24 protein-coding genes are annotated in these 25,765 nt (G+C 63.3%); 13 read left to right on the top strand and 11 right to left on the bottom strand.

Going from position 1 to position 25,765, the window contains the following annotated elements:
• Nucleotides 1-71: 71 nt before the first annotated feature.
• From frlD to Q0K15_RS04650, 7 genes are all read right to left on the bottom strand, one after another.
• Nucleotides 72-869, bottom strand: a complete 798-nt coding sequence (gene frlD, locus Q0K15_RS04680; protein ID WP_294512964.1) for a fructoselysine 6-kinase — start codon at nt 867-869, stop codon at nt 72-74.
• Nucleotides 870-893: 24 nt separating this feature from the next.
• A complete protein-coding gene (gene frlC, locus Q0K15_RS04675; protein ID WP_294512961.1) occupies nt 894-1,712 on the bottom strand; it encodes a fructoselysine 3-epimerase in 819 nt (272 codons plus the stop codon).
• 53 nt (nt 1,713-1,765) lie between these two features.
• Nucleotides 1,766-2,761 (bottom strand): SIS domain-containing protein, encoded by a 996-nt coding sequence (locus tag Q0K15_RS04670; RefSeq protein WP_130848384.1) that lies wholly within the window; start codon nt 2,759-2,761, stop codon nt 1,766-1,768.
• A 21-nt stretch (nt 2,762-2,782) separates the two neighbouring features.
• Nucleotides 2,783-3,874 (bottom strand): spermidine/putrescine ABC transporter substrate-binding protein, encoded by a 1,092-nt coding sequence (locus Q0K15_RS04665; RefSeq protein WP_294512955.1) that lies wholly within the window; start codon nt 3,872-3,874, stop codon nt 2,783-2,785.
• Nucleotides 3,875-3,949: 75 nt separating this feature from the next.
• A complete protein-coding gene (locus tag Q0K15_RS04660) occupies nt 3,950-4,771 on the bottom strand; it encodes an ABC transporter permease (protein WP_294512952.1) in 822 nt (273 codons plus the stop codon).
• On the bottom strand, nt 4,772-5,680 hold the full coding sequence (locus tag Q0K15_RS04655) for an ABC transporter permease (protein WP_294512948.1): 909 nt from the start codon (nt 5,678-5,680) through the stop codon (nt 4,772-4,774). It lies immediately after the preceding gene.
• Nucleotides 5,681-5,692: 12 nt separating this feature from the next.
• Entirely contained in the window at nt 5,693-6,766 is a 1,074-nt protein-coding gene (locus Q0K15_RS04650) for an ABC transporter ATP-binding protein (RefSeq protein ID WP_294512945.1), read from the bottom strand.
• A 348-nt stretch (nt 6,767-7,114) separates the two neighbouring features.
• Here Q0K15_RS04650 and Q0K15_RS04645 point away from each other — a divergent pair, with 348 nt between their 5' ends.
• Together Q0K15_RS04645 and Q0K15_RS04640 are read left to right on the top strand one after the other, a co-directional pair.
• Complete coding sequence (locus Q0K15_RS04645) at nt 7,115-7,864, top strand: GntR family transcriptional regulator (protein ID WP_294512942.1); 750 nt, start codon at nt 7,115-7,117, stop codon at nt 7,862-7,864.
• Entirely contained in the window at nt 7,854-8,585 is a 732-nt protein-coding gene (locus Q0K15_RS04640) for a GntR family transcriptional regulator (RefSeq protein WP_294512938.1), read from the top strand. The genes Q0K15_RS04645 and Q0K15_RS04640 overlap by 11 nt, the downstream gene beginning before the upstream one ends.
• 90 nt (nt 8,586-8,675) lie before the next feature.
• Here Q0K15_RS04640 and Q0K15_RS04635 read toward each other — a convergent pair whose 3' ends face one another.
• Nucleotides 8,676-9,398 (bottom strand): DUF6198 family protein, encoded by a 723-nt coding sequence (locus Q0K15_RS04635; protein ID WP_294512935.1) that lies wholly within the window; start codon nt 9,396-9,398, stop codon nt 8,676-8,678.
• 299 nt (nt 9,399-9,697) lie between these two features.
• On the opposite strand from Q0K15_RS04635, the gene Q0K15_RS04630 reads away from it, so the two are divergent.
• From Q0K15_RS04630 to Q0K15_RS04605, 6 genes are all read left to right on the top strand, one after another.
• Nucleotides 9,698-10,315: a TetR/AcrR family transcriptional regulator gene (locus tag Q0K15_RS04630; protein ID WP_294512932.1), complete on the top strand. Its 618-nt coding sequence runs from the start codon at nt 9,698-9,700 to the stop codon at nt 10,313-10,315.
• A gap of 347 nt (nt 10,316-10,662) precedes the next feature.
• Nucleotides 10,663-11,892: an ABC transporter substrate-binding protein gene (locus tag Q0K15_RS04625; RefSeq protein ID WP_294512929.1), complete on the top strand. Its 1,230-nt coding sequence runs from the start codon at nt 10,663-10,665 to the stop codon at nt 11,890-11,892.
• A 165-nt stretch (nt 11,893-12,057) separates the two neighbouring features.
• Complete coding sequence (locus tag Q0K15_RS04620; RefSeq protein WP_294512926.1) at nt 12,058-12,963, top strand: branched-chain amino acid ABC transporter permease; 906 nt, start codon at nt 12,058-12,060, stop codon at nt 12,961-12,963.
• A 15-nt stretch (nt 12,964-12,978) separates the two neighbouring features.
• Complete coding sequence (locus tag Q0K15_RS04615) at nt 12,979-14,148, top strand: branched-chain amino acid ABC transporter permease (RefSeq protein WP_294512923.1); 1,170 nt, start codon at nt 12,979-12,981, stop codon at nt 14,146-14,148.
• The gene (locus tag Q0K15_RS04610; RefSeq protein ID WP_294512921.1) at nt 14,141-14,989 is read left to right on the top strand and encodes an ABC transporter ATP-binding protein; all 849 of its coding nucleotides are present in this window, start codon (nt 14,141-14,143) and stop codon (nt 14,987-14,989) included. Before Q0K15_RS04615 ends, Q0K15_RS04610 begins: the two co-directional genes overlap by 8 nt.
• Complete coding sequence (locus tag Q0K15_RS04605) at nt 14,976-15,671, top strand: ABC transporter ATP-binding protein (RefSeq protein WP_294512918.1); 696 nt, start codon at nt 14,976-14,978, stop codon at nt 15,669-15,671. Before Q0K15_RS04610 ends, Q0K15_RS04605 begins: the two co-directional genes overlap by 14 nt.
• Nucleotides 15,672-15,722: 51 nt before the next feature.
• On the opposite strand, the gene Q0K15_RS04600 is transcribed toward Q0K15_RS04605, so the two are convergent.
• Nucleotides 15,723-16,217, bottom strand: coding sequence for a phosphatase PAP2 family protein (locus Q0K15_RS04600; protein WP_294512915.1), 495 nt, complete (start codon nt 16,215-16,217; stop codon nt 15,723-15,725).
• Nucleotides 16,218-16,355: 138 nt separating this feature from the next.
• On the opposite strand from Q0K15_RS04600, the gene metF reads away from it, so the two are divergent.
• From metF to Q0K15_RS04580, 4 genes are all read left to right on the top strand, one after another.
• Nucleotides 16,356-17,240 carry a methylenetetrahydrofolate reductase [NAD(P)H] gene (gene metF, locus Q0K15_RS04595; protein WP_294512912.1) on the top strand — a complete coding sequence of 295 codons (885 nt, stop codon included), beginning with the start codon at nt 16,356-16,358 and terminating at the stop codon, nt 17,238-17,240.
• On the top strand, nt 17,233-17,880 hold the full coding sequence (locus tag Q0K15_RS04590; RefSeq protein ID WP_294512909.1) for a Vitamin B12 dependent methionine synthase activation subunit: 648 nt from the start codon (nt 17,233-17,235) through the stop codon (nt 17,878-17,880). Before metF ends, Q0K15_RS04590 begins: the two co-directional genes overlap by 8 nt.
• 41 nt (nt 17,881-17,921) lie before the next feature.
• A complete protein-coding gene (locus tag Q0K15_RS04585; protein ID WP_294512906.1) occupies nt 17,922-20,297 on the top strand; it encodes a homocysteine S-methyltransferase family protein in 2,376 nt (791 codons plus the stop codon).
• 133 nt (nt 20,298-20,430) lie between these two features.
• Nucleotides 20,431-22,776 (top strand): S-layer homology domain-containing protein, encoded by a 2,346-nt coding sequence (locus tag Q0K15_RS04580; protein WP_294512903.1) that lies wholly within the window; start codon nt 20,431-20,433, stop codon nt 22,774-22,776.
• Nucleotides 22,777-22,891: 115 nt separating this feature from the next.
• Here the strand turns inward: Q0K15_RS04580 and Q0K15_RS04575 are convergent, their stop codons facing one another.
• Both Q0K15_RS04575 and pta read right to left on the bottom strand, forming a co-directional pair.
• Nucleotides 22,892-23,386 (bottom strand): hypothetical protein, encoded by a 495-nt coding sequence (locus Q0K15_RS04575; protein WP_294512900.1) that lies wholly within the window; start codon nt 23,384-23,386, stop codon nt 22,892-22,894.
• A gap of 110 nt (nt 23,387-23,496) precedes the next feature.
• Nucleotides 23,497-24,471, bottom strand: a complete 975-nt coding sequence (gene pta, locus Q0K15_RS04570; RefSeq protein WP_294512897.1) for a phosphate acetyltransferase — start codon at nt 24,469-24,471, stop codon at nt 23,497-23,499.
• A 170-nt stretch (nt 24,472-24,641) separates the two neighbouring features.
• Here pta and Q0K15_RS04565 point away from each other — a divergent pair, with 170 nt between their 5' ends.
• On the top strand, nt 24,642-25,349 hold the full coding sequence (locus tag Q0K15_RS04565; RefSeq protein WP_294512893.1) for a helix-turn-helix transcriptional regulator: 708 nt from the start codon (nt 24,642-24,644) through the stop codon (nt 25,347-25,349).
• The last annotated feature ends 416 nt before the right edge of the window (nt 25,350-25,765 follow it).

Raw genomic sequence — 25,765 nt, 5'->3', positions numbered from 1 at the left:
CAGAGCAGACAAAGAACGCCCTCACCGCTGCGCGGTGAGGGCGTTCTTTCTGTTCCGTATGGGCGAGAGGCTCACCAGGCTCCGGCGTAGCCCAGGGTGACACTGCTGTTCTGGGCGCCCAGGGCCATGCAGGCGGGGATGTCCTGCCCCCGCATGAGGCCGTACAGGAACCCGGCAATGAAGCTGTCCCCGGCGCCCATGGTGTCCACCACCTGGCAGGGGACGATGTCCCCCCGGTAGAAGCGCTCGCCGTCGTAGGCCAGGCTGCCCTTCTCTCCCCGGGTGACCACCGCCACCTTGGGGCCCTTGGCGGTGACGTTTCGGAGGAAGTCCTCCAGGGCAGCATCCCCGTCGGCGTCGTTGGAGAAAAAGGCGTAGTCCACGAAGGGAAGGGCCTGGGCCGCCACTGGGTCCTCCGGCTTGTCGGCGAAGTCGAAGGCCACTTTGACTCCACGAGCCTTCAGCTTGGGCAGGTCGGGGGCGATCATGCCCCACAGGCCGGACACCACCATGTCGTGGGCGCAGAGGAAGTCGATGTCCTCGTCGGTAAGGCGGAAGGAGGCCATGACCCCCTCCTCGTAGTCACCAAAGACCCGGTCCCCGTCCACGATGGACACGTGGGACAGGGCGGTATTCCCCGGCTCGGTGCGCAGATGGGAGACGTCCACCCCCCTGCCGGCGATGGCCCGGCGCATGAGGGCGCCGTAGTCGTCCTCCCCCACCACTCCGGTGTAGGAGGCCGTCCCCCCCAGCCGGACGGTGTAGACCGCCACATTCACCGGGTTGCCGCCGGGATAGGCGTCCCCGGTCTGGTCGTAGAAATCGATGCAGTTGTCCCCTACGGCGGCCAGCTTGCAGTTCTCGTTCATGTCGTCCTCCTGTGTTCCGTTGGCTTATGGCAGCATGGCCCGGACCCGCTCCACCGCCCGGCGGGCGGCCAGGGTGGGCTCGGCGATGTAGGCCGTCACCAGCTCGATGGTGGCCCGGCCCCGGTAGCCCCGGTGCTCCAGCTCCCGGAGCAGCTCCGGCAGGTAGAGCCGGCCCTCCCCGGGCAGCATGTGGGTGTCGCTGGTCCCGTCGCTGTCCACCAGGTGGAGGTGGGCCATCCGCTCCCCCAGCAGGTCCAGATACTCGGTCACCGGCTCTCCCACAGCCGAAGGCGGCACCACGTCGCACATGCCCAGCAGACAGGGGGAGCCCACCTCCTCCAGCACCTGGGCCAGCTCCCCCGCCGTGTTGCACAGGTTGCTCTCGTAGGGGGTGAGGCTCTCCAGCAGGATGCTGTGGCCGATGGTCTCGGCGTGGGCGGAGAGCACCCGCAGGCTGTCGATGAGCCGCTTCCACAGCTCCCGCCGGGGCACACCGCAGCCGCCGTGACCCACCGAAATCAGGGTGTGCTCCGCCCCCAGAGCCTTGCCCATGTCCAGGCACAGCTTCAGGTAGTCCATGGTGTCCTCCCACTGGAGGCGGCTGCCCGTCATATAGTTATAGGGGTAGGCGTTGTGCTCGGGGGTGTAGACCCGCACCGGCATGGCGTACCGCTGGGACAGGGCCAGCACCTCTTTCAGCTCTCCCCGCTTCAGGTCGGGGGCAAAGGCGTGGGGCCGGCCGCCCCAGAGCTCGATGTAGTCATACCCCAGGTCCCGGGCGTCGGCGAAGGCCCGCTCCAGGTGATAGCGCTGGTAGCCGCTGGTGAACATGCCCAGTTCCATAGGCTCCTCCTGACAGGGACCGCCCCGGTGCTACCCGGGGCGGTCCCTTTTGCTCAATACTTGAATTGACGGTAGTAACGCCGGATCTCCATGGGGTGGCAGTTGATGGCCTCGATGTGTGCGTCGATGCGCTGGGTGACGGCGTGGGTCACCAGGTGGGAGAGGTTCCCACGGTACTTCTCATCGATGCCGGGCAGGTCGTAATCCTTGGAGTCGATGACGGTGAAGTTGGCGCATACCCGGGGCAGGAACTTCACCACCCGCTCGCTGAGGGGACGCTGGGCGTCCTCGCCCACAAAGACGGTCACCGGGGTGTCCCGGTCCACGATCTCCAGCATGCCGTGGAAGAACTCGGCGGAGTGGATGCTCTTGGTGCGGATCCAGTGCTGCTCCTCCCAGTAGCACATGGCGTAGGAGTAAGTGGAGCCGTACTGGTTGCCGGCGCCCACGAAGTAGTGGAGCTTGTCGTCGTGGTGCTTCTGGGCAAAGGCCAGGCCGAAGGCGTCGGCGGCCTTCTCCACCTCCACCAGGTCCCGGGCCAGGTGGGCGTCCAGCTGGGCGTAGTAGTCGTCGTACTCCGGGAACTCGCCCCGGTGGTACATGAATCGGTCGGCCACCATGAAGAATTTGAGCTGCTCATTGGCGGGATAGGCGATCTCCCAATCCACCATACTGGCCAGGGCCGCGGTCTCCACGTCGATGAAGCCCAGCACCTTGGCGCCGGCGGCCTTGGCCTTCTCCACGCCCTTCACCATCTCTTCGGTGCTGCCGGTGACGGAGGAGATGACCACGATGGTGCCCTCCCCCACCCGGCGGTTGCCGGTGGTGAGGTACTCCGCCGCGTTCTCCACAAAGAGGTCCAGGTCGGAGCGCTCCTTCATGTGGGCCTGGGCCTGGAGGCAGGAGGCATAGGTCCCGCCGATGCCCAGCCAGCATAGGTTCCGGAAGCCGTCCTTGCAGATGCCGTCCACCACGGCCTCAATCCGGGGCCGGAGGGCCAGGGCGCCCTGGACGCTGGCAAGCTGTTTTTCCTCGTCAAATTTCAGCATACAAATCTCCTTACCGTGGGCTTACTGGCCCACCTTCAGCTTCTGATAGTAGTCGTTGTAGATGGTGAGGGCTTCGCCCACGTCCTCCTGGAAGAAGACGTTCTCCTTGTAGGAGAAGTTACGGGCGGGGTCGTTGCGGTAGGACTCGGGAGCGGCGGCCACAGCGGCGTCGTTGGGGCAGGAGTAGGGGTACTCCTCCAGGTTCTTGGCCATGGCCTCGGGGTCGCAGATGTAGTTGAGGAACTTGTAGGCCAGGTCGGTGTGCTGGGCGCCGGTGGGGATGACGTAGAGGTCGAAGCCCAGCTGCACGGCGTCGTCGAAGGGATCGGCCACCACCAGGGTGTTGTTCTCGCCCATCTCGCTCATGGCCCAGGAGGTGTTGCCGTCGTAGGTCAGGGCCACGGAGGCAGTGCCGTTGGTCAGGTTCTGCTCGGCGGCGCCGTAGGCCACCACGTTCTCGTTGAACTTCACCAGCCACTCATAGGCCTCGGCGATCTCGCTCTCCTCGGTGGAGTTGGGGTCGTAGCCCAGGGCGATGAGGGCGATGGGGAACAGGTTCCGGGCGCCGTCGATGGTGCTGATCTGGCCCTTCAGGGCGGGATCGATGAGGTCGTTGTAGCAGGTGATGTCAATGGGGCAGGTCTCGGTGTTGTAGACAATGTAGATGTAGTTCATGAGGTAGGGGACGCAGTAGTCCTTGGCGGTCCAGTAGGCCTCGTTGATGTTGCTGGAGTTGGGGATCTGGGTGAGGTCCAGCTTCTCCACGTAGCCGCCGGCGATGAGGGACTCCATGTAGGCGTCGCAGGTCATGATGAGGTCGTACTCCTGGCCGCCGCCGGCGGTGAGCTTGGTGATGGCGTCGGCGTTGTCGCTCATGTAGGAGAGGTTGACGGTGCAGTTGTTCTCCTCCTCAAAGTTGGCGATGAGCTCGTCGGAGATGTACTGCTGCCACATGTAGATGTTCAGCTCGGTGCTGGCCTCGGCGGGGGTGGTCTCAGCGGGGGCGTCGGTACCGGCGGCCGTGGTCTCGGCGGGGGCGCTACTGTCGCCGCCGCAGGCGCACAGGGCCAGGAGCATGGCACCGGCAAGGACTCCGGACAGAATTCTCTTCATAACAAATGTTCCTCCTTTTTCAATTTGGCTCTATTCCGTATCGCCGGGGCGCTCTCCCGGGCGGTAAGGACCTGTTCAGGCGGCCTGGCTCCGCTTGCGGAGCATGGCCTTAACGGCGTTGCTCAGGAGCATGCACGCCACGATGACCAGAATCATGATGGTGGTGAGGGCGTTGACGTCGGGGGTGACACCGCTCTTGTTCATGGAGAGGATGAGCACGGGCAGGGTGCTGTTCTTGGCGCCGGCCAGCATGTTGCTCATGACCACGTCGTCGATGGAGAGGGTGAAGGAGAGGAAGGCCGCCGACATGACGCCGGGCATAATGCTGGGCAGGGTCACCCGCAGGAAGGTCTGGATGCGGTTGGCGCCCAGGTCCATGGAGGCCTCCTCCAGGGTCTCGCCGTCGCCGCTGATGCGGCCCTTGATGGTGACCACGGCGTAGGGGATACAGAAGGTGCAGTGGCCGATGAGGATGGAGCCCATGCCCAGGGAGACGCCGATGTTCATGAAGATGATGAGCAGAGCCACCGCCAGCACGATCTCAGGGACGATGATGGGGATGAAGATCATGCTGTTGATGAACTTTTTCATCTTGAACTCATAGCGCTTGAGGCCCAGGGCGCCCAGGGTGCCCACCACCACCGAGATGACGGTGGCCAGCACGGCGATGATGATGGAGTACCACAGGCTGTCCATGAGGGCGTGGTTGGAGAGGAGCTTGCCGTACCACTGGGTGGTGAAGCCGCTCCAGTAGTAGTTGTAGCGCTGGTCGTTGAAGGAGAAGATCATCATCACCACAACGGGGATATAGAGCACGGTGTAGATGAGGATGGCGTAGACATCTCCCAGGATGCCCAGGGCCTTCCGGCGGCGCTGTACCTTGGTGAGGCTTGCCATTTACACCACCTCCATATCTTCCAGCTTGGAAAAGCGGGTGTAGAGGAAAATGAGGGCGCCGGTGATGACCAGCAGCAGCACCGAGAGGGCGGCGCCCAGGGGCCAGTTGCGGATGGAGCCGAACTGGTTTTTGATGATGTTGCCGATGTAGAGGACCTTGCCGCCGCCCAGCATGTCGGAGACGGTGTAGATGCCCAGGCTGGGGATGAACACCAGGATGACGGCGGAGAAGATGCCGGGGAAGGTGAGGGGCAGGGTCACCCGGAAGAAGGTCTCCCGGGGGGTAGCCCCCAGGTCGGAGGAGGCCTCCAGCAGGGACTTTTGCAGCTTCTCAATGGAGCTGTACAGGGGGAGCACCGCGAAGGGGAGCATGTTGGTGATCATGCCCAGCACCACCAGGCCGTCGGTGTAGACGAAGGTGATGGGGGCGTCGGTGATGCCGGCCCACTGGAGGAAGTTATTGATGGGTCCGCTGGTCTGGAAGAGGAGCAGCCAGCTGTTCAGGCGCATCAGGGAGTTGGTCCAGAAGGGGATCATGATGAGCATGATGAGCCGGGAGGCCTTTTCCGGGGGCTTGCGGGCGATGTAGTAGGCGAAGGGGTAGCCCAGCAGCAGGCAGAGCACCGTGGTGAAGAGGGCCACCTGGAGGGATTTTAGGATAACCTTGAAGTAGGTGGCGTCCAGCAGGGTCTGGTAGCTCTCCAGGGAGAACTCGTAGACCACGTCGCCGAAGACGCCCCGGGACATGAAGCTGATGTAGATGATGTAGAGCATGGGGATGGTGACGAAGAGGATCATCCACACCGACACCGGGCCGGCCTGGGCCAGGGCGGGGAGGGTCTTCCGCCGCAGGTCCCGCTTCCGGCTAATGGCCTGGAGATCGGTGGTGTCGTTGATGCGCGTGCTCATGTTCCCGCCCCCTTACGCCTGGGCCTTCTTGATGGCCACCGACTTGTCCGGGTCCCAGAAGACCTGGACCGCATCCCCCTCGTGGAGGCGCTCGTCCTGCTCAAAGCGGGAGAGCTTGACCTCGGTGCCGTCGGAGAGGTCCAGGGCCGTCTTGACCACCGTGCCCATGTAGGTGAAGTCCTTCACCTTGGCCGGCAGGTCGAAGCCCTCCGCCTTGCCGGTGCCCAGCTCCAGATACTCCGGGCGGATGGAGACATGCATCTCCTCCCCCACCTGGAAGCCCTCGCCCCGGGTGGTGAGGGTGCCCGCCGGGCACTCCACCCGCAGCAGGTCGCCGTCCACGGCCCGAACCACGCCGTCAAAGATGTTGGACTCGCCGATGAACCCGGCCACGAACCGGGTCTTGGGCCGGTCATAGATCTCCCGGGGGGTGCCCATCTGCTCGATGACGCCTCCGTTCATGACGGCGATGCGGTCGGACATGGTGAGGGCCTCCTCCTGGTCGTGGGTGACGTAGACGAAGGTGATGCCCAGCTTCTTCTGGAGCCGCTTGAGCTCGATCTGCATCTGCTTGCGCAGCTTCAGGTCCAGGGCGCCCAGAGGCTCGTCCAGCAGCAGCACCTTGGGGTTGTTGATGAGGGCCCGGGCGATGGCCACCCGCTGCTTCTGGCCGCCGGAGAGGGCGTCGGGCTTCCGTTTTTCATAGCCGGAGAGCTGCACCAGGGAGAGCATCTCGGTGACCCGGCGGCGGATCTCGTCCTTGGGCACCTTCTTGATGGTGAGGCCGTAGGCCACGTTGTCAAAGACCGTCATGTGGGGAAAGAGGGCGTAATTCTGAAAGACCGTGTTCACATCCCGCTGGTAGGGCTCCTTGTTCTCCACCCGCTCCCCCTGGACCTTGATGATGCCGGAGGTGGCGTCCTCGAAGCCGGCGATCATCCGCAGGGTGGTAGTCTTGCCGCAGCCGGACGGACCCAGCAGGGTCAGGAACTCCCCCTCCTGGATCTCCATGTTCATTTGCCGTACCACCAGATTGGAACCAAAACGTTTTTCCACATTGATCAGAGATACGATACTCTCCGGCATGCCATTCCCACCTCATTTTTAATCAAAACCACAAAAAATCACAGCGATTTTATGGGGTTTCCTCGCCGTTTTTTCCAGTCGTCTGCATCATAGCATACTTTTTTTATAATAGCAATGAATTTTTACAGATATGGAAAATTTAAATCATACCAATTCAAGGTTTTGAATATTTCTTTTCTAGATTTCAGCTGTTTTTCTCCTTCCGGCCACCATCACTCCGCTTTCCGCCGGCAAAAATTGGTCTAAAAACAAGTTTTCTTATCTGTATCGTCCTCCTTCCCGTTGCGTCGCGGCTGCGGTTATGATATGATAGGCGAAAGAAACCATACCAATTGGGGAGGGAAGGACATGCAGGAATATCGGCCCCGGCCCAGCACCCGGGCTCGGGAGCTGCTGGAGGGACTTCTGGCGGACTACCGGCTGCGGCCGGGGGACCGTCTCCCCTCGGAGCGCAGTCTCAGCGAGGCCTGGGGACTCAGCCGCACCACCCTGCGCAGCGCGGTGGCCCTGATGGAGCAGGACGGCCGACTATTGTCCCGGCCGGGCTCAGGCACCTTTGTGGCCCCTGAGAAGTACACCCGGAACCTCCAGGGCCTGCTGTCCATGAGCCAGTCGGCGGCGCAGCAGGGCCGGAAGGTGACCACCCGGCTGCTGGAGCTGCGGCGGACGGAGTGCGACAAGCACCTGGCCCGGCGGTTCAACCAGGTGCTGGGCTATCCCCTCTATAAGATCGTCCGGCTGCGGTCGGTGGACGGGGAGCCCCTGATGGTGGAGACCTCCTACATGCCGGCCCAGCGGCTGACCGGTCTGGAAAACAAGGACCTGGAGAACCACTCCCTCTTCTCCGTGCTGGAGGAGGATTTCGGCATTCTCCCCGTCCAGGGCGAGGAGGAGATCGGCATCACCTACGCTACCGCCGAGGAGGCCGAGCTCATGGGCATCGAGAGCGGCTCTCCCCTCTTCTGGATCGTCAGCATGACCTACGACCAGACGGGGCAGCTCATGGAGTATTGCCGTGGGGCGGCCCGGCCCGACCGGCTGCGGATCACCACGGTGATGGAGCGTCAGGAAGAGGAGACGGACAGTCATGAGGCGTGATGAGCCGGTGGGCCCCAAGTCGCCCCTCTACCTCCAGCTCCGGGAGCTCATCCGGGGCAAGATCGAAAACGGCGAATACCCGCCCGGCACCGCCATCCCCTCGGTGGGCGCCCTGGCGGAGACCTACGGCATCCACCGCCTGTCGGTGCGCTCGGCCATCTCGGCCCTCATCGGCGAGGGCCTTTTGAAGAGCGTCCAGGGCAAGGGCATTTTTGTGGTGGGGGAAAAGCTGGCCAAGGACCTGGAGACAGCAGGGGGCTTTGAGCAGACCTTGAAGGAGTCGGCCCAGCGGTCGGAGACCCGGCTCCTCATCAAGGCGGCCCGCCCCGCCGGCACCCTGTACGCCGGCTATCTGGGCTGCTCCCCCCAGGAGCCCCTTTTCTACGTCAGGCGCCTGTGTCTGCTGGACGGGGAGCCCCTCTCCCTGGAGGAGACCTACATCCCCCAGCACCTGGTCCCCAACCTGCCCGACGTGGACCTGAACGTCTTCTCCCTCCACCAGGTGTACGCCTTTTATGGCATTCGGATCTCCCGTGGGGAGCAGAGCCTCTCCATCTCCCGGCTGGACTCGGCGGAGGCCCGGCTGCTGGATGTGGACGCCCACCGGGGCGTCCTCACCCTCCAGTGCGTCAGCTACGACGCCCAGGGCCGGGCGGTGGAGTTCGCCCGCTCCCACATCCGGGGCGACAAGTGTGATTTTCACGTCCATTTTCACCGGTGACACCCATGGTCTCCGGGTACAGCAAAAGCGGACCCTCCGGCGTCTGGAACGCCGGAGGGTCCGCTTTCATAATTCAGATCGGAGCCGGTCTTACTCGCCCACGTCCATGCCTTCCAGCTCCTCCAGCTCCCGCACCTCCTCCGGTTCGGGGCCAACAGCGCCGAAGCACAGCCGCTGCACCACAGGCTGGAGGGGCTTTTTGAAGAGCCCCATGACCTTGCCCACCACAATGGCGGTGATGACAGTGCCTTCGCGGATGCCAAAGAGACCATGAAGGAGGACGACGGAGAGCAGGATACCCAGGACGACCGTGCTGCAGTCCACCACGATCTTGACGTTGTGGAAGGGTCTGCCTACCTTTTTGGCGATTGCCATAGTGAGCCCCTCCATGGGCATGGCCACCAGGTCCACCTCCATGTAGAGGAATACGCCAAAGGCCACCGTGATGATGCTGATGACCAGCATCACCAGCTGTCCAGCATAGGTGGGCAGGGTGAAGTCGGCCAGCAGCCACTTGGTGAAGTCGGTGAAGTAGCCGAAAATGGTGGAAAAAATGATCTGGGTCAGGTTGATGAGGCGGAACTCCCGCCGGAGAATGAGAATCTGCAATACAATGTAGATGCCGTATACCGCAATGACACAGGTCCCCAAAGCCGTATTGGTAATAAGGCTGATCACATAGGGCAGGGAGGTCACCGGAGAGACGCCCAGATCGGAGTTGACTGCGAAGGCCACGCCCAGGGCCATAAAGAAAAGGCCGACGATGTAGAGTATGACACGGGTCGCCCACTGGGCGGGGGTGCTTTTTTTCATAGACAAAATTCCTTCCTTTCCTGGCCTGTCCGCCGCTGTTCAGCGGCGCTGAACGTGACCGCTGCCCCGCGGCCGCTCCGTTCAAACGGCAAATATGTTCAGTGAACTTGTTCATATATAGTCTAACACTGGCTGGAAAAAGCGTCAATAGCCTCCAGGCGACGATTCCATATTCGACGGACCCGAAATGCCCCGCCGGTATGACACGGACACGGGAGGAACGCCGCGCGCTTGCATAGGCGGTACTTTTCCTGTATAATCCGTGGTACAAAAAACCGATCCGTATCGAGGTGGAGGACATGGAAACCGAGAACAAAAGCAGGCGGCAGCTCCAGGCGGAGCAGACCAAGGACAAGCTCTTCCATGCAGCGGTGGAACTTCTGACGGAAAAGGACTTCGACGACATCACCATCCGGGACATCGTGGCCCGGGCCAAGGTGTCCATCGGTACCTTTTATAATTATTACTCCAGCAAAATGGAGGTCTTTTATGAGACCTACCGCATCGCCGACCACTACTTTGCCGAGACGGTGGCACCTTTGCTCATCCAGGAGTCGGCGCTGGAGCGGATTATGGCATTTTTCGACTATTACGCCCACTACTCCAGCGATCTCACGGACCTGCGGATGACCAAGCTGCTCTACAACCCGGACAACACCCTCTTCAGCCGGGACCCCCATCAGGGCATGGTGGGGGTGCTCATCGGGATCATCCGGCAGGGTCTGGACGACGGTACACTGGCCGGCAATGACAGCGCCGAGGAGATCGCCGAGTACCTGATGATCTCCGTCCGCGGTCTGGTCTACAACTGGTGCACCCGCGACGGCTCCTACGATCTGCCTGCCGTCATGCGGAGATTTGTCCACCGCCTGTTGGCCTACTATCGCTCCGCCGCCGGCGGACACACGGAACCATAAATCGTGATATGAGGACGCCCGGAAGATGGATTCTTCCGGGCGTCCTCCGCTTTTCGCCCGGGACTTGTCTCCTCGCTCCCCTTTAATTTGTCGACATTTGTCTGCGCATGAAATACATTTTATTTCATTTTGTCGCTGTATGCAGGATTGTATTGCTTCTCCTGCTGTTTTCCCCGAAAAATTCGGACAAATCTGGGACAACCCAAAAATATTTGATCTTTATTCGGAAAGCGACTTGCATTTCCTCTGCCACATTGCTATAATAAAGCAACGGCTGTGGACAATCGTTCTCTATGTGTAGACAGTTTGTCTCATCCGACAGAACGGACAAGGAGGAACCAGCAACAATGAAAAAGTTTCTTGCATTCGCGCTTTCCTGCTCCCTGGCCCTGACGGCTCTGGCCGGCTGCTCCAGCACGCCGCCCTCCAGCGCCGCCCCCGAGACCGGCAGCCCCGACGCCTCCGCCCCCGCCGCCCAGAGCGGCGACAAGGTGGTCCGCATCGGCGTCTTTGAGCCCTCCACCGGCGACTCCGCCTCCGGCGGCAAGAAGGAAATGCTGGGCATGCAGTACGCCAACACCGAGACTCCCACCGTGGAGGTGGGCGGCGAGACCTACTCCGTGGAGCTGGTCTACGCCGACAACGGCTCCACCACCGACAAGGCTCCCACCGCCGCCTCCCAGCTGGTCAGCGAGGGCGTGGCCCTGGTGCTGGGCTCCTACGGCTCTGGCGTGTCCATCGCCGGCGGCCCCATCTTCGGTGACGCGGGCATCCCCGCCATCGGCGTCACCTGCACCAACCCCAACGTCACCGCCGGCAACGACTACTATTTCCGCATCTGCTTCCTGGACCCCTTCCAGGGCACCGTCCTTGCCAACTTCGCCAAGGATAAATTCAGCGCCACCACCGCCTACTGCCTGGGCGAGGCGGGCAACGAGTACGACCAGGGCCTCATCGCCTACTTTGAGCAGGCCTTCACCGCCGCCGGCGGCACCGTCATCAAGGACTCCTTCCCCACCAACAACTCCGACTTCAACTCCTACCTGAACAAGGCCAAGGACCAGGGCGCCGACGTTATCTTCACCCCCGTGTCCATCGCCTACGCCACCCAGATCATCACCCAGGCCGCCGACCTTGGCATCGAGGCCCCCTTCCTGGGCTCCGACACCCTGGACGACAACATGGTCCTTGAGGCCGCCAAGGGTACCAACGTGCAGCTCTACGTCTCCACCTTCTATCAGGAGGGCGGCAACCCCGACTTCGACGAGGGCATCAAGAACTACATCAACACCGCCGACGGCGCTCTGGAGGCCAACGGCGGCAACGACACCATCGCCGCCGTGTCCGCCATGGGCTATGACGCCTACTACGTGGCCCTGGAGGCCATCAAGGCCGCCGGCAGCGTGGAGCCCGCCGACATCAAGGCCGCCCTGTGGGACGTGACCTATGATGGCGTGTCCGGCCACATCGAGTTCGACGACACCAACGGCGACGCCGTCCGTGACACCGCCTACATCAAGCACTCCACCAACGACGGCGCCTGGGAGCTGGAGGGCGTCCAGACTGTGGCGCAGTAAGAATATCCGTCTCTGAACCACAGGCAGCGTATGCGCTTGGCGGGGACCTCCGGGTTCCCGCCAAGCCTCATATTTCTGACCTCGTCGGGCTGCCTCGAAAGGGGCCGTGACCACGCTCTTTTCGAGACAGCCTGGCATCAAATCTGGCATAGGGGAGGACATCCCATGGAATTTTTCATCTCCACCCTGCTGTTCGGCATCTCGGTGGGTGGTCAATACGCCCTCATCGCCATCGGCTACACCATGGTCTACGGCATCCTGCGCCTCATCAACTTCGCCCACGGCGATGTGTTCATGGTGGCCGGCCTCATGGGCATCTATCTGACCTCGTCCCTGGGGGCCTACCTGTCCCCCACCACCATCCTCGTCAGTCTGATCCTGGTGTTGGTGCTGACCGTGCTGCTGGGCTTCCTCATTGAGCGGGTGGCCTACAAGCCCCTGCGCACCGCCCCCCGCATGAGCGTCATGATCTCGGCCATCGGCGTGAGCTACTTGCTCCAGAACACCGCCACCTACGTCACCGGCGGCCAGCCCATGACCTACCCCGCCATCCCCTTCCTGTCCGACACCATCACCGTGGCGGGCACCCCCATCAAGTGGGTGGTCATCCTTACCCCCTTCCTGGTGGTGATCCTGGTGGTGGCCCTCACCCAGCTCATCAACCACACCAAGGTGGGCATGGCCATGCGGGCGGTGGCCAAGGACTTCGAGACCAGCCAGCTCATGGGCATCAAGATCAACTCCGTCATCTCCACCACCTTCGTCATCGGCTCGGCCCTGGCCGCCCTGGGCTCCATGCTCTACTTCACCACCTATCAGGCCGTCACCCCCACTGCCGGCGCCATGCCCGGCCTGAAGGCCTTCGTAGCCGCCGTCTTCGGCGGCATCGGCTCCATCCCCGGGGCCGTCATCGGCGCCTTCCTCATCGGCATCTGCGAAAACTTCGTGAAGGTCCTGCCCTTCGAGGGGGCCACCACCTTTGTGGACGCCTTCACCTTCGCGCTGCTGATCATCGTGCTGGTCTTCAAGCCCACCGGCCTCTTCGGTGAGAAGGCCACCGATAAAGTGTAAAGGAGGCGCCTCAAGATGATCCAAACAAAGAAAAACAAGACGGGCGCGTTTCTGGGCCTGGTGGCCGCCGTGGTGGTACTGGCCCTGGTGGTGGTGCTGGAGAACACCCTCCCCTCCACCAGTCAGCTCTTCATCGTGCTCAAAAAGGGCGCGGTGTACTCCCTGGTGGCTGTCTCCATGAACCTCCTCAACGGCTTCACTGGCCTCTTCTCCCTGGGCCAGGCCGGTTTCATGCTCCTGGGCGCCTACACCTACGCCATTCTCACCGTTCCCGTGGCCCAGAAGGACACGGTGTACTACCTCTACGGCGGCTCGGCCCTGAACTTCTCCCTGCCCGACCTGTTCGGCGGGGTGGACACCCCCCAGGGCCTCATTCTGGGCGTGGCCCTGGCCATCCTTCTGGCCGGCTGCGTGGCCGCCCTCTTCGCCTGGCTCATCGGCCTGCCCGTGCTGCGGCTCAAGAGCGACTACCTGGCCATCGCCACCCTGGGCTTTGCCGAGATCATCCGGGCCATCTTCCAGTGGCAGGCCCTGGGCCCCGTGACCAACGGCGCCAACATGATCACCCAGATCCCCACCTTCACCAGCTTCAACATCAAGAACGCCGACGGCGAGGTGATCCTGCGCCTGTCCGCCTTTGTCCCCTTCCTGGTGGCCATCCTGTGCATCGCCGTCATCGTCATGCTCATCAACTCCTCCTACGGCCGGGCCTTCAAGGCCATCCGGGAGGACGAGATCGCCGCCGAGGCCATGGGCATCAACCTGGCCAAGCACAAGATGCTCTCCTTCTGCATCTCCTCCTTCTTCGCCGGGGTGGGCGGCGCCCTCTTCGCCATGTACGCCTCCAACGCCCAGGCCAAGGTGTACACCTCCACCATGACCTATGAGATCCTCCTCATCGTGGTCATCGGCGGCATCGGCTCCGTGTCCGGCTCCTGCATCGCCACCTTCCTCTACGTGGCGGCCAGCGAGTGGTGGCTCCGCTTCCTGGACTCCGAGATGTGGATCTTCGGCGTCAAGGTCCCCTTCCTCCGCACCGGCTTCCGGATGGTGGTTTTCTCCATCATCATCATGATCGTGGTCCTCTTCTTCCGCCGTGGCCTCATGGGCGACAAGGAGCTGCCCGACCTCTTCCGGCCAAGGCCGAAAAAGACCGCCCGAAAGGCTGGTGAGCACAATGGCTGAAAATATCCTGCGCCTGGAGGACGTCACCATGCAGTTCGGCGGCGTGGTAGCCGTCAACAACCTGTCCCTGGAGGTGAACCGGGGGGAGATCGTGGCCCTCATCGGCCCCAACGGCGCCGGTAAGACCACCGCCTTCAACTGCGTGACCGGCGTCTATGAGCCCACCAACGGCCGGGTGAGCCTGGCCGGGGAGGTCATCGTGGAGAACCACCCCCAGGGCAAGATGAAGGCCATGTACCAGGGGGAAAACAACGGCAAGTACACCGGCGTGGTCCGCCTCACCCCCGACCAGATTACCCGGAAGGGCATCGCCCGCACCTTTCAGAACATCCGTCTTTTCGGGGCCCTCACGGTCTTTGAAAACGTGCTGGTGGCCAAGCACATGCGGGCCAAGCAGAACTTCCTCACCGCCACCTTCCGCCTCAACCGGGCGGAGGAGAAGCGGATGCGGGAGGAGTCCATGGCCCTCTTGGAGGAGCAGGGCCTGGCCCACCTGAAGGACGAGGTGGCCTCCTCCCTGCCCTACGGCCTCCAGCGCCGGCTGGAGATCGCCCGGGCCCTGGCCACCGACCCCAAGCTCCTCCTCCTGGACGAGCCGGCCGCCGGCATGAACCCCCAGGAGACCCAGGAGCTCACCGACTTCATCCGGCAGATCCGCACGGAGTACGACCTCTCCGTCTTTATGATCGAGCACCACATGGATCTGGTCATGCAGATCTCCGACCGGATCTACGTCCTGGACTTCGGCCGGCTCATCAGCCAGGGCACCCCGGAGGTCGTGCAGAACGACCAGCGGGTCATCGACGCTTATTTGGGGGTGGCAGACGATGCTGAGGATTGACGACCTGCGGGTCAACTACGGCGGCATTGAGGCCGTGAAGGGGGTCACCTTCGAGGTGCCGGAGGGGGAGATCGTCACCCTCATCGGGGCCAACGGCGCCGGAAAGTCCACCACCCTCCGGGCCATCGCCGGACTGGTGAAGCCGGCCTCGGGGCGCATCCACCTCCAGGCCGAGGACATCACCGGCCTCTCCCCCGACCGCATCGTGTCCAAGGGCATCACCCTGGTGCCCGAGGGGCGGCACGTCTTCCCCGACCTCACGGTGCTGGAAAACCTGAAGATCGGCGCCTACCTGCGCACCGACAGCCTGGAGGACGACATCAAGTGGGTCTACGACCTCTTTCCCCGGCTCAAGGAGCGGTCCTGGCAGGCGGCGGGCACCCTCTCCGGCGGCGAGCAGCAAATGCTGGCCGTGGGGCGGGCCCTCATGTCCCGGCCCAAGATCATGATGATGGATGAGCCCTCTCTGGGCCTGGCTCCGCTGGTGGTCAAGGGCATCTTTGAGATCATCAAGGAGATCAACCGACAGGGCGTCACCATCCTGCTCATCGAGCAGAACGCCAACATGGCCCTCCACACGGCGGACACCGCCTATGTGCTGGAGACCGGGCGGCTCACCATGAGCGGCACCGGCAAGGAGCTCCTCAACGACGAGGCCGTCAAGAAGGCCTATCTGGGCTGAGCATAACAAAGGGAGGACCGCAAAACGGTCCTCCCTTTGTTATGCCTGCACTCACAGGAGATAAAAGCCCACCCAACCGCAGGCCACGCCCAGGAGGGCACCGGCCAGCACATCCCGGGGGAAGTGGATGCCGGCCACCACCCGGGTGACGGCCAGCAGCACCCCCACCACGCCCAGAAGATAACCCACCGGCGGGCAGACCCAGCCCCAGGTCATGGCGATAACAAACACGGAAAAGACGTGGCGGCTGGGGAAGGACTCCCCCTTCTTGTCCCTGGGGATGAGGGGAACGATGTCCAGAGCCTCGTAGGGCCGGGGGCGGTTGAGTCCCCGGCGGACCACGCTCAGGGACACAAAGGAGACCGCCGGCACCAGCACCAGCCGGAGGAATCTGGGGTCACGGGTCACCAGGGCCCAGAGGAGCAGGGCGGGATAGAGAAGATAACAGCTCAGGGTGAGGACGCGGTTTGCGATCTTCAGCCCCTTCACGGCGCCGGGCCGCCCCCGGAAGGGCCGGCTGATGGCCTCGTATTGTTCTTTGGTCATGGGTATACCTCCAGGTGTCATGTTTTTTCATCATAGCTTTTCACGTCCCGAATTGCAAGCCCGGATACAAGTTTTCGTTGCGCCTGCCGCTTTACCGTGGTAAAATATCCCCCAGTTAACAACAAGGAGCAGACCGATATGAAACTATCTCAACTTCTTACCCAGGGGCGGGTCACCGTCTCCTGTGAACTCTTTCCCCCCAAGACCGGCGCCGCCCTGGCCAAAGTGGAGGACGTCCTCCGGGACACCGCCGCTCTGGCCCCCGACTTCATCAGCGTCACCTACGGCGCCGGCGGCTCCACCTCCAAGCGCACCCTGGAGCTGGCCGCCCGGCTCCAGGACGTCTACCGGGTCCCCGCCCTGGCCCACCTCACCTGCGTCTCCTCCACCCGGGACCAGGTGGCCGACATGGTGGAGCGGCTCCAGGCCGCCGGCATCGAAAACATCCTGGCCCTCCGGGGCGACATCCCCCAGGACACCTCCTTCCCCTCCCCGGAGCACTACCACTACGCCAACGAGCTCATCTCCCACATCCGCTCCCTGCCCGGCGGGCAGGACCTGTGCATCGGCGCCGCCTGCTACCCCGAGGGCCACGTGGAGTGCCCCCACTTCTACACTGACCTGGACAACCTGAAGCGGAAGGTGGATGCCGGCGCCGACTTCCTCACCACCCAGATGTTCTTCGACAACGACGTGCTCTACCGCTTCCTCTTCCGAGCCCTGGACAAGGGCATCACCGTGCCCATCGTGGCCGGCATCATGCCCGTCATCACCGTCCAGCAGATCCGCCGGTCCTGCGAGCTCTCCGGCACCGTCATGCCCCCCCGGCTCCAGGGCATTGCCGACCGCTTCGGCGACGACCCCGCCGCCATGCGCCAGGCCGGCATCGCCTATGCCACCGAGCAGATTCTGGACCTCATCGCCCACGGGGTAGAGCACATCCATATCTACACCATGAACAAGCCGGAGGTGGCCGCCAAGATCATGGACAACCTCTCCTGCATCCTCCGTCCCCATGGCTGAGATCGATTGGAAGGAGGCCCGCCGGTACCTGGGGCTCCACCGGCCCGGCGGGACCGTGGACGAACAGCTGGAGGAATCCCTCCGCTCCTGCGGCGCTGAACTGGATGCCACCGCCCGGCCCAGGGCGGTGTGGCGGCGCTTTTCCGTCACGGTGGAGGATGGGACGGTGACCTGCGCCGGCATGGTCATCCCCAGCGCCTACCTGGCCCGGCACCTCAAAAACTGCGGAGAGGTCTACCTCTTCGCCGCCACCCTGGGGGCGGAGACCGACCGGCTCCTCCGCCGCTCGGCCGTCACGCAGGTGAGCCGGGCCGTCATTCTCCAGGCCTGCGCCGCCTCCCTGTTGGAGGCCTACTGCGACGAGTGCTGCGACGGTCTGGCCCGTGAGGTAGCCCCGGAGGGGCTCTTCCTCCGGCCCCGGTTCAGCCCCGGCTACGGGGACTTTCCCATCGACTTCCAACGCCCCCTGCTGGAGGCTCTGGAGGCGTCCAAGCGCATCGGCCTCACCGCCACCGAGGCCATGATGCTCACCCCCACCAAGTCGGTCACCGCCGTGGTGGGGCTCTCCTCCACCCCCTGGTGCCCCCCCACCGGCTGCGCCGCCTGTGGAAAGACCGACTGCGCCTTCCGAAAGGGCTGAGCCGTACCAGCATCCCTACATTGATACAAAGGAGTCCACCCATGAACATCAGAGAAGAACTCGCCCGCCGGGTGCTCATTTTCGACGGCGGCATGGGCACCATGCTCCAGGCCGCCGGCCTCCCCGCCGGCTATGAGCCGGAGCTGTGGAACCTGGAGCGTCCCGACGCCGTCCGGGCCGTCCACGCCCAGTACCTGACCGCCGGAGCCGACATTGTCACCACCAACACCTTCGGCGCCAACGCCGTCAAGCTTGCCGGCCATCCGGTGGAGGAGATCGTCACCGCCGCCGTGACCCTGGCCCGGGAGGCCGTGGCGGAGCACGGCAAGGGCTTTGTGGCGCTGGACCTGGGCCCCACCGGCCGTCTGCTGCGGCCCATGGGGGACCTGCCCTTTGAGGAGGCGGTGGCCGCCTACGCCCCCGCCGTTCGGGCGGGTGCCGCCGCCGGGGCCGACCTGGTGCTCATCGAGACCATGAGCGACCTCTACGAGGCCAAGGCCGCCGTGCTCGCCGCCAAGGAGAACTGCGGCCTGCCCATCTTCGTCTCGGTGGTGCTGGACCAGACCGGGCGGATGCTCACCGGCGGCGACCTCTCCTCCGCCGTGGCCCTGCTGGAGGGCCTGGGGGTGGACGCCATCGGCCTCAACTGCGGCCTGGGCCCCCAGCAGATGGCCACCCTCTTCCCGGAGCTGCTCCGTCTCACCTCCCTCCCCGTGCTCATCCAGCCCAACGCCGGTCTCCCCGAGTGCGTGGACGGCTGCACCCACTTCCGGGTGGGGCCTGAGGAATTCGCCGCCGCCATGGCGGAGCTGGTCAGATCCGGCCTGCGGGTGACAGGAGGCTGCTGCGGCACCACCCCGGAGCACATCCGGGCTCTCTCGGCGGCCTGCCGGGACCTGCCCGCCCTGCCCGTGGCGCCCAAGCACCGGACCTGGGTGTCCTCCTACGCCCGCACCGTGGTCTTTGGGGGGAAGCCCGTGCTCATCGGCGAGCGCATCAACCCCACCGGCAAGCCCCGGCTCAAGGAGGCCCTCCGGTCGGGGGATATGGACTACGTCCTCCGGCTGGCCATCGAGCAGCAGGAGAAGGGGGCCCAGGTGCTGGATGTGAACGTGGGCCTGCCCGAGGTGGACGAGCCCGCCCTTCTGCCCCGGACGGTAGAGGAGCTCCAGGCCGTCACCGACCTTCCCCTCCAGATCGACACCAACCATCCGGAGGCCATGGCCGCCGCCATGCGGTGCTACAACGGCCGGCCCCTGGTGAACTCGGTGAGCGGCAAGGCCGAGAGCATGGCCGCCGTCTTCCCTCTCCTGAAGCGCTACGGCGGCACCGCCATCGCCCTCACCCTGGACGAGAACGGCATCCCCGCCACTGCCGGGGAGCGGGTGGCCATCGCCCAAAAAATCATCGACACCGCCGCCAGCTACGGCATCCCCAAAGAGGGCCTGATCTTCGACCCCCTGGCCCTCACCATCAGCGCCGACCAGAGCGCCGCCGCCGTCACATTGGAGACGGTGGACCGCATCACCCGGGAGCTGGGCTGCCGCACCAGTCTGGGGGTGTCCAACGTGTCCTTCGGCCTGCCCCGGCGGGAGGCGGTCAACTCCGCCTTCTTCCTGCTGGCCCTGGAGCACGGCCTGTCCGCCGCCATTCTGAACCCCAACTCCGCCCCCATGACCGACGCCCTGCGCGCCTACTGCGCCCTGAAGGGCCTGGACCCCAACTGCCAGGACTACATCGCCGCCATGGCCGGGGAGACCGCCCCCGCTCCTGCCGTCCCTGCCGCCGGTATGGACCTGGGCACCGCCGTGGAGCGGGGCCTCAAGGAGAGCGCCGTGGCCGCCGCCAAGGCGGGCCTGGACGGGGGCAATGCCCCCATGGAGCTCATCGACGACGGCCTCATCCCCGCCCTGGATCGGGTGGGGGCCGCCTTTGAGACGGGCAAGCTCTACCTCCCCCAGCTCCTCATGAGCGCCGAGGCGGCCAAGGCCGTCTTTGAGCTCCTCCGGGGGGCCATGACCCGTGAGGGGGAGCGCCCCGCCGCCAAGGCCAAGGTGGTCCTCTCCACCGTGAAGGGGGACGTCCACGACATCGGCAAGAACATCGTCAAGGTGCTGCTGGAGAACTACGGCTACCAGGTGGTGGACCTGGGGAAGGACGTCTCTCCCCAGGCCGTGACTGAGGCCGTGGTCCGGGAGCACGCCGCCTTCTGCGGCCTCTCCGCCCTCATGACCACCACCGTGGGCGCCATGGAAGAGACCATCGCCCTCCTCCGTCAGGAGGCCCCCTGGTGCAAGGTCATGGTGGGGGGCGCCGTGCTCACTGAGGACTACGCCCGGCGGATGGGGGCCGACTTCTACGGAAAGGACGCCATGAGCGACGTGCGCTACGCCGACGGCGTCACCGAAGCTGGCTGATCTGCCCCGTGGGTTTTTGTGGAAACCGACATACTTCCAGTTGCTTTTTTCCCCTGCGGACGGTATACTGAAAGATACAAGCTTATGTCGACCGCACCGGCCGACCACCAAACGTCCCATGGAGGTGTTCCGCATGAAAGTGAAACGACTGCTCTCAAGCCTGCTGGCGCTGGCCATGGTCCTGACCGCGACCGTTCTGCCCGCGTCCGCCGCCACCACCTTTCCCGATATTCAGACCCACTGGGCCAAGAGCTACATAGAGGCCATGACGGCCGCCGGGATGTTCAAAGGCTATGAAGACGGCAACTTCAAGCCGGAGAACCAGCTCACCACCGCCGAGGCCCTGGCCCTGTGCGCCCGGACCGTGGGGCTGGACTCCAGCACCACTATGGACATCTCCGTGGATTACTTCCCCACCCTCAAGACCCTGCTCAACAACGAGCAGAACTGGTTCTATCAGGAGTTCTCCATCTGTCTGGCCACCGGTATCCTCACCAGCTCTGACCTGAAGAGCCTCTACCAGACCGGTGCCCTCACCAAGCCCATTGAGAAGGAGGACCTGGCCATTTACCTGGTCCGGGCCATGCAGCTGGGCCCCATGGCCGACCGGCTCACCTCCTATCCCCTGACCTTTGACGACGCCTCCTCCATCGCCGCCGACGCCAAGCCCTCGGTCTATCTGCTCCACGTCTACGGCATCGTGGAGGGCGACGAGTTCAACGACTTCAGCCCCAAGCTGAACGTCACCCGGGCCGTCATGGCCACCATGCTCACCCGTGCCATTGCCTACATGCAGGCCCACGGCACCTCCCCTGACCTGCCTGAGTACACCGACTACGCCTTCCGGCAGGGCGTCATCTCCTCGGCCATCGAGACCAACGGCGTCATCCAGCTCTCCCTGAGCAGCGATCTCTCCGGCGCCGCCATCGGCACCGTCACCCTGCCCGCCAATGTCACCATCTATGAGAACAACATGGAGACCACCTCCTCCGCCCTGAAGAGCGGCCGCCACGCCCGGGTCTGCCTGGACAGCACCGGCACCCCCTTTGCCGTCCGGGTCAGCAGTGAGCTGGAGGTCTTTACCGCCACCGTCAACGGCATCGACGGCAAGAATGTGGCCGTCACCGCCGACGGTACCGGCCGTATCCTCACCATGGACCGCTTTACCCAGGTCCAGGTGGGCAGCAAGACCACCGGCGACGCCTCCATCGTGGACGCCGGCGCCAACTATACCACCGCCGTGTGCAAGCTGGACGACCAGGGCCGGCTGGTGGCCATCCAGTTCACCGGCGGCACCTCCACCGTGGAGGGCATTCTCTCCAGCTACACCAGAACATCCACCAGTGCCGCCTCCGCCACCGTCCAGCTCATCGGCTTCGACGGCGTCACCCGGACCTATACCATCCCCTCCGGCGCCACCACCACTGTGGACGGCCTTGTGGACCCCCTGAGCAGCACCCTCAAGGACAGCTACGTGATCCTCCGCCTGCTGGACGAGGACAACACCGTCCAGTCCGTCTCGGTGGACACCAAGTCCAACTATGTCCAGGGCGTCATCAAGTCGGTGGATTCCTCCGACGAGACCATCACCATCACCCGCCTGTCCAACGACCGAAACGCCACCTACGATGTCACCTCCGCCGCCGTCATCACCTATGACGGGGAGACCACCCGGCTCCGCGACCTGGACAAGAACGACTTCGTCACCATCCTCCTCAACGAGAGCGATGACGCCACCATGATCCAGGCCTACCCCAGCTCCACCACCACCGAAGGCACCATCAGTGAGCGGACCTTCGGCTCCGGCACCGACACCACCATTACCTTCGTGGTCACCCAGAAGGACGGCACCATGGTGAGCTTCAAGGTGGATCTGTCCGATCCCCCGGTGGTGGAGCGGGATGACGAGGACTCCACCGTGGATAAGCTCCGGGTGGGCGACGAGGTGGAGTTTACCGTCCGCTACGGCGAGGTAACCCGCATCGAGGCTATTACCCAGAATGTCAACCTCACCGGCACCGTGGAGCGCATCATTCAGGAGAAGAGCGGCTACACCCTGGAGCTGACCCTCTCCGACGGCACCAAGGCCTCCTACGCCGTGGACAACTCCGTCTCCGTGACCCAGAACAACAAGGAGATGACCCTCTCCTCCCTGAAGCCCGGCTATAAGCTGGGCCTGGCCGTCAACGGCGACCAGGTGGTGGCCATCGAGATCCAGCAGGCCGTCAACACCGGCAACAAGGTCTCCGGCACCATCCTCTACGTGGACTACGCCGAGGACATCATCTACCTCCGGGCCACCACCGATACCGGCAGCGAGGAGATGGTCACCGTGTCCGTCCCCTCCACCGCCGTCATCCTCAGCGCCTCCACCGGCAAGTCCCTGATCCTCCGGGATCTGGACACCGGCAGCGTCATCGAGGTCAACGGCGCTTACAGCGGCACCATCTTCCAGGCCACCGTCATCCTTTTGCAGTGAGTTTTCCGGCCCGGGCTCCCGTCATGGAAGCCCGGGCCTTTTTCACGACGGCACGAAAAAGCCCGCCCCGGACTGCTTCTTCGGGGCGGGCTTTCTGCATGGAGGCGATGTTATTTCACGTGCCGCCATCGATAGGCTGCGCATCTTTTGATAGCTCGGACAGCTCCGCGATCAGATCATCTGTCGCTTCTCCTGAAAGCTGATATCTTTTTCCGTCCTCAGCAAAGACTTCCCCTTCCGGGTTAATCGCCAAACTTCCATATTCAGTCATCCCTTCCTCGCTGACGGCAAAGAGATAGACCCGATAGAGCACCGATGAGATCGGGATTCCATCATATCGCCCTGCACCATTTACCTTGGCGGCATCCATCCGCTCAATCAGGGTATCCACCTGTTGTTTCTCGGTGATATCCGCCTGGCAGACCTCACCTTCAGCCGTTGAAACCAGGATCATCGCGCTTGTCTGCGTATCACTCTCGGGCAATTCGTGATAAAGTGAGAGGAGCGTCCTGGGGGAAAGCAAGGTGAACACACCCCACAGGACAGCAAGAACGGCAATACATAAAAGCGTCCAGCAGATCCACCTGGGTCCTGCCCTTTGCTTTTTCACGGATGTTCCTCCTTTATTCATGGCGCATGATCGCATACAGCTTGCGGTAAAAAATGCCCCGCGACCACCCATTGATACAGGCGGCACGGGGCAAAAATCACTCTGTAAAATTACTTCAGGCCGGCGGTGATGATGGCCATGTTGTAGACCTCCTCGGCGTCGCAGCCGCGGGAGAGGTCGTTGATGGGGGCGTTCAGGCCCTGGAGGATGGGGCCGTAAGCCGCAAAGCCGCCCAGACGCTGGGCGATCTTGTAGCCGATGTTGCCGGACTGGATCTCGGGGAAGATAAAGACATTGGCGTGGCCGGCGACGGGAGAGCCCTTGCACTTGGTCTGGGCCACCACGGGGGAGAAGGCGGCGTCGAACTGGAGCTCGCCGTCGATGGCCAGCTCGGGAGCGGCGGCCTGGGCCAGCTTCAGGGCCTCCACCACCTTGTCCACCTTTTCGCCCTTGCCGGAGCCCTTGGTGGAGTAGCTCAGCATGGCCACCTTGGGATCGATGCCGAAGATCTTGGCGGTGTGGGCGCACTCGATGGCGCACTCAGCCATCTCCTCGGCGGAGGGCTCGATGTTGATGGCGCAGTCGCCCATCACATACTTCTCCTCGCTGCCGTCGGCCCGCTCGCGGACCAGAATGAAGCAGGAGGACACGCTCTTGTTGCCGGGCTTGGTCTTGACCAGCTGCAGGGCGGGCCGGACGGTGTCGGCGGTGGAGTAGGTGGCGCCGCCCAGCAGGCAGTCGGCCACGCCCAGCTTCACCAGCATGGTGCCGAAGTAGTTGCCCTTCAGGAGCGCGGCCTTGCACTCTTCAGGGCTCATCTTGCCCTTGCGCAGCTCCACCATCTTATCCACCAGCTCGTCCATCCGGCGGTAGTTGGCGGGGTCCACGATGCGGATGTCGGTGATGTCAAACCCACCCTTGGCAGCGGCGGCCTGGACCTCCTCAGGGTTGCCCACCAGCAGGGGCTCCAGGATGCCCTCCTTCTTCAGCCGGGAAGCGGCCTCCAGGATACGGGGATCGGGGCCCTCGGTAAAGACCAGGGTGGTAGGATTCTTTTTCAGCTTTTCAACCAGATTCTCAAACATATTTACACGCCTCCATGTGTGTATTCGTAGTTTCTCCGGTAAGCTACATTATACATCAAGCCTTTCTCCATCACAATGCCCAAATTGTCCAGAATCTGAAACTTTACGCTTTACTTTTTGTATTTTGCAAACTATACTATACATACTGTTTTTTGCGAGGTGTAACGAATATGAGTTCGGATTTTTCCCGTTCCCTGACTCTGCTGCGGAAGGAAAAGGGTATTTCCCAGCGCTCGGTGGCCAAGGATTTGGGGATCTCCCAGGCCCTGCTGAGCCACTATGAAAACGGCATCCGTGAACCCGGCCTCGCCTTCGTGGTGAAGGCCTGTGATTACTACGGCGTCTCCGCCGACTTCCTCCTGGGCCGGACCCTCAGCCGGGACGGCACCACCATCGTGGACGCCGAGAGCCTCTTTGATTACAGCGCCGAAAAGGACAACGTCCTCCGGGGCAGCATCATGGCCACGCTGTCCAAGAAGCTGCTGGTCAACTCCATCGGCGTGCTCTTCGATCTGCTGGGCAAGTCGGGCAGTAAGGAGGCCATCAAGGCCTGCTCGGACTACCTGAGCACCGCCGTCTACAAGATGTTCCGCCACCTCTACCGGGCCGACGGCAACAACAACGAGGACTTCTTCACCATTCCCGCCCGGCGCTTCGTCACGGGCCTTGCAAATGCCGACATGACCTGTGCTGAGGTGGAGTATGTGGACGCTTTGGCCAGCCAGGTCAAGGAATCCGGCAGTCTGCCCCCCATCAACCATGAGGTGCTCACTCAGGCCTACCCGGGCGCCTACCAGTCCCTCCTTCAGATTATCCACAACACCGGCGAGCGCATCGGCCGCCGTGTGGCCGCCTACGAAGCCGGCAACAGCAAGTAACCACCCCTATCGCAGGTTTCATTCCCCATTCAGCGGATTTCTATTCCCCCTATCGGAGGTTTTATTATATGACTGACCAATCCAAGATCCGCAACTTTTCCATTATCGCCCACATCGACCGCGTCGTCGCAAAGTCCGCTCCTTCGGTCTCCGCCTGACGGCGAAGCTCTCAGCCGCTCCCTTGCTCCTCCTTTTCCCAGACGCCGTCCCGGCGTCCGGGGGCCCCATATTTTGATTTCATTCACGGCGCTCCGCGCCGCCCCATCTTCGATGGGGCCCCGTGGACTTGCCGTCTGGAGGTTTCTGCCTATGACTGACCAATCCAAGATCCGCAACTTCTCCATTATCGCCCACATCGACCGCGTCGTCGCAAAGTCCGCTCCTTCGGTCTCCGCCTGACGGCGAAGCTCTCAGCC

The sequence above is a fragment of the uncultured Intestinimonas sp. genome, from assembly GCF_944387245.1.
Lineage (GTDB): Bacteria > Bacillota > Clostridia > Oscillospirales > Oscillospiraceae > Intestinimonas.
Note: the sequence above shows the minus strand (reverse complement) of the source record. Positions and strands in the feature narration are given on the sequence as shown.